This window comes from Shewanella sp. (genome assembly GCF_051658185.1).
Lineage (GTDB): Bacteria > Pseudomonadota > Gammaproteobacteria > Enterobacterales > Shewanellaceae > Shewanella.
The window spans coordinates 1-4293 of sequence record NZ_JBOFMC010000146.1 but is presented as its reverse complement, the minus strand read 5'-3'; the positions used below and the strand labels follow the sequence as shown (position 1 = coordinate 4293).

The 4293-nt window shown below is 49.3% G+C and carries 4 protein-coding genes; 1 reads left to right on the top strand and 3 read right to left on the bottom strand.

The genetic code is table 11. From position 1 onward, the window contains the following. Positions 1 to 1637 (bottom strand): glycine--tRNA ligase subunit beta (glyS, locus tag ACRCZA_RS06130; RefSeq protein WP_438673580.1); only part of this gene is annotated, 1637 nt, incomplete at its 3' end. Between the two features lie 10 nt (positions 1638 to 1647). Then, positions 1648 to 2553 (bottom strand): glycine--tRNA ligase subunit alpha, encoded by a 906-nt coding sequence (gene glyQ / locus ACRCZA_RS06125; RefSeq protein ID WP_011070431.1) that lies wholly within the window; start codon positions 2551 to 2553, stop codon positions 1648 to 1650. A gap of 116 nt (positions 2554 to 2669) precedes the next feature. Here glyQ and ACRCZA_RS06120 point away from each other — a divergent pair, with 116 nt between their 5' ends. After that, the gene (locus tag ACRCZA_RS06120; protein ID WP_438673579.1) at positions 2670 to 3257 is read left to right on the top strand and encodes a DNA-3-methyladenine glycosylase I; all 588 of its coding nucleotides are present in this window, start codon (positions 2670 to 2672) and stop codon (positions 3255 to 3257) included. Between the two features lie 222 nt (positions 3258 to 3479). Here ACRCZA_RS06120 and ACRCZA_RS06115 read toward each other — a convergent pair. After that, the coding region (locus ACRCZA_RS06115) for an amidohydrolase family protein (protein WP_438673578.1) at positions 3480 to 4293 on the bottom strand (814 nt) is incomplete at its 5' end.

The window sequence follows — 4293 nt, the reverse complement described above, 5'->3', positions numbered from 1 at the left end:
AGGATCACGTCAACATCGATACCTTTATCTTGGTACCACGCGCGGAAGCGGGCCATGAGGAACTCGAGCACTTCGTCCGCTGCATTTGCGTTGCTTAGGTTAGCACCATGCAGTGCTTGAGCCTTCGCAATCAGGGTGACTAAGTCCAGCGGCAGTTTATTCTCAACAATAATCCGTAGTACACCGATGGCTGCGCGGCGCAGGGCAAATGGGTCGGCTGCGCCCTTGGGGGCCTGACCAATACCAAAGATACCGACTAAAGTATCGAGTTTATCTGCTAAGGCAACGGCGCATGAAACCGCTGCTGTCGGAACCGTATCGCCAGAAAACTTAGGCTTATATTGCTCTTCTAGAGCAATGGCTACCGCTTCGGTTTCACCGTCGAGGCGAGCGTAGTGCATGCCCATAGTGCCTTGAGTGTCGGTAAACTCCATCACCATATTGGTCATCAAATCGGTTTTTGATAATAAACCCGCGCGAGCAGCATCCACGGCATTTGCACCTGTTTGCTCAGCAATAAAGGCGGCGAGGGCAGAGATACGCGTGACTTTGTCTTTTAAGGTGCCGAGCTGTTGCTGGAACAAGACGGTTTCAAGACTCGGTAAACGTGATTCTAGCGTGTGCTTTTTGTCGGTATTAAAGAAGAACTCAGCATCGGCCAAGCGTGGGCGAACCACTTTTTCGTTACCGGCAATGATTTGTGCAGGATCTTTAGATTCGATGTTGGTTACAAAGATAAAGTTTGGCAGTAATTTGCCGGCCGCATCAAAGACAGGAAAGTACTTTTGATCGCCCTTCATGGTGTACACCAAGGCTTCTGACGGGACGTTTAAGAACTTTTCTTCAAAGCTTGCGGTTAATACGACTGGCCATTCAACCAAAGAGGTCACTTCTTCCAGTAGATCATCTTCGATATCCGCGGTGCCGCCTATTTTCGCGGCTGCTTTTTCGGCGTCGGCTTTGATTAAGGCTTTGCGGCTTTCGTAATCGGCAATGACTTTACCTTTTTCTTTCAGCTGCGTCAGGTAGTTATCCGCATGGTCAAGCTCAAAGCCCGTCCCCATAAAACGATGACCGCGAATATTGCGCGCCGATGTAATCCCGAGCAATTCGCCTTCAATTAACTCACTGCCTAGCAGCATAGTGGCGGTGTGAACCGGGCGAATAAATTGCGTCTTGTTGCTGCCCCAGCGCATTGGCTTAGGGATGGGTAACTTATCCAGGGCGCGTTGTGCCATAGCAGCCACTAAGCTCTTGGTTTCTACGCCTTCGACCTTGGCGTGATAAACCAGCCATTCACCTTTGTCGGTAACCAAGCGCTCAGCTTGATCAACGGTGATACCGTTACCCCGCGCCCAACCTTCGGCTGCTTTAGTGGGATTGCCTTCGGCATCAAAGGCTGAGCTCACGGCTGGGCCGCGTTTTTCAACGATTTTATCTGCTTGAGCTAAGGCAAGTTCAGTCACGTTAATCGCCAGACGACGGGGCGCTGCGTACCAAACGGCAGATTTAAAGGCTAAATCGGCTTTGGTTAATTCTTCAGTAAAGTTAGCTAAGAAAGACTCGGCTAATTTGCGCAGCGCTTTTGGCGGCAGCTCTTCCGTACCTAACTCGATGAGTAAGTTTTCAAAATTCATGTGGTTACCTCTACTTACACATTGGGAAGCCAAGCGCTTCGCGAGCCTGATAATAGGATTCTGCTACAGCCTTAGCCATAGTGCGAACGCGTAGGATATACCGCTGACGTTCAGTGACCGAAATGGCATGGCGAGCGTCGAGCAGGTTGAAGGCGTGTGAGGCTTTCATGACTTGCTCATAGGCGGGTAGAGGTAACGGTTTTTCAAGCGATAATAAGTGCTGACACATCTTTTCGCATTGATCGAACAGAGCAAACATAAAGTCTACATCGGCGTGTTCGAAGTTATAGGTGGATTGCTCCACTTCGTTTTGGTGGAATACATCGCCATAGGTGATACGGCCCATCGGCCCGTCGGTCCAAACGAGATCGTAAACACTATCTACACCTTGGATGTACATCGCTAAGCGTTCTAAACCGTAGGTGATTTCACCGGTGACCGGGCTGCACTCTAAGCCCCCGACCTGTTGGAAGTAGGTAAACTGGGTGACTTCCATACCGTTTAGCCAGACTTCCCAGCCTAAACCCCAAGCGCCTAAGGTTGGCGATTCCCAGTTGTCTTCCACAAAGCGGATATCATGGATTTGGGTATCAATGCCCAGAGCTTGCAGCGAGCCTAAGTAAAGTTCTTGGATATTATCCGGTGACGGTTTTAACACGACTTGGAACTGGTAGTAGTGCTGCAGACGGTTGGGATTTTCACCGTAGCGACCATCGGTTGGGCGGCGCGATGGCTGCACATAGGCGCTGCTCATCGGCTCTGGCCCTAGAGAGCGCAGGAAGGTTTGCGGGTGGAATGTGCCTGCACCCACTTCCATATCGAGAGGTTGAACGATAGCGCAGCCTTGCTGTGCCCAATATTCCTGCAGGGTTAGAATAAAACCCTGAAATGTTTTTACGTCGTGTTTCGTCGTCATGTCTACTTGTCTACTGCCGTTAGCCTGAATAGAAAATGGTTTCGATTATACCTTGTAGATCTCGGCTTATGTAGGTTATTTTTTACCTTCGATGAAAACGAGAGAAGGCAAGGGCTATGGATGGGAATCGTTGTGGTTGGGTGGGAGATGATCCTTTATACCGAGCGTACCATGATCATGTTTGGGGGCGTCCGGTGTATGACGCCAAGGAGTTGTTTGCCAAGTTATGCCTTGATGGCCAGCAGGCAGGTTTATCTTGGATAACGATTCTTAAGAAACAACAAAATTATGAGCAGGCCTTTGCAAATTTTGATCCTGCGATTATTGCCACTTTCGATGAGATAAAAGTGGCTGAGTTGATGACCAATGCGGGCATTGTGCGTAATCGATTAAAAATAGAGTCGATTATTCGCAATGCTAAAGGGTACCTTGCTTACACTGCCAGTGGTCAGGATTTTTCGACATTTTTATGGAGCTTTGTTGGGGGCAAGCCTATTGTGAATCGCTTTAGTTCGATGGCGCAGATGCCGTCGCAAACTCCCGAGTCAGAGGCGATGTCCAAGGCGTTAAAAAAGTTAGGGTTTAATTTTGTTGGCCCAACGATTTGTTATGCCTTTATGCAGGCGGTTGGCATGGTCAACGATCATCTTGTCGATTGCATGGTCTACGATGCCTGTTGCCGCGACCATCAAGTGCGGGATTGAAGCAATAGACTAAGGAGCTGACTTACCGTCAATTGATTTGGTTTATTTGGTAACGTTGCGTTGTGGCTGCACCATGAACCCGCCTGTTCCACGTGGAACAAGCGGGTTCATGTTATGAGACTTGAGTGTATGATTTTGTGTTATCACGCGGCATAACAAGGAGCCGCTAGCCGGCGAGGGTTGCGGCTGGCAGCTGGTTGTTGTGGTCCTTGTTGGTCTCGCTTAGCGCTTTTCAAAATAGAACGGTTTTCGTTGCACTTGGTCACCATTGAGTTGATGCATTGTTTCAGCATCAAACAAATTACCGTTGACCATAGTGTAGGTGACCTTATCCGTCACCCGGATATCCGCTAAGGGATCGCCATCAATCACGATGAGGTCGGCTAGCTTGCCGGATTTAATTGAGCCTAATTGATGGTCTAAGCCAAAGGTGGCAGCCGGGTTGATGGTGGCCGTTTTTAATACGGCCATATTATCCATACCACCTTGGGCAAACATCCACATCTCCCAGTGGGCGGCCAAACCTTCACGTTGGCCATGAGCACCAATGTTTGGATGAATGCCTAGATGGTCAAGTTCATTGGCAACTTTGGCCACGTTAATGTGGTTGTAATGGTTGTCTGGTGCGTGGGGGCGGCGCATGGATCTGGCCTGTAGAATGTCTGCCGGTACGTAGCGAGATAACCTCGGGTGCGCCCAAACGTCGGTTTTATCATACCAATAGTTTTCTCCAGAAATCCCCCCATAAGCGACCACGAGTGTTGGGGTGTAACTTACCTTTGTTTGGCTCCAAAACTGTTTAATATCATCGTAAATGGCTGCTGCAGGTAAGGAGTGTTCAATGGTGGTGTGCCCGTCGGCAATCATGCTTAGGTTGTGCTGTAATAAACTGCCCCCTTCGGGAACGACCATCATTTCAAGCGCTCGCGCTGCGGCAATCACTTGTTGGCGTTGATTGCGCCTTGGTTGGTTATAGCTTTTTACGCTAAATGCGCCGACTTTTTTTAAGCGCTCAAGGTGGAATTTTGCATCCTCA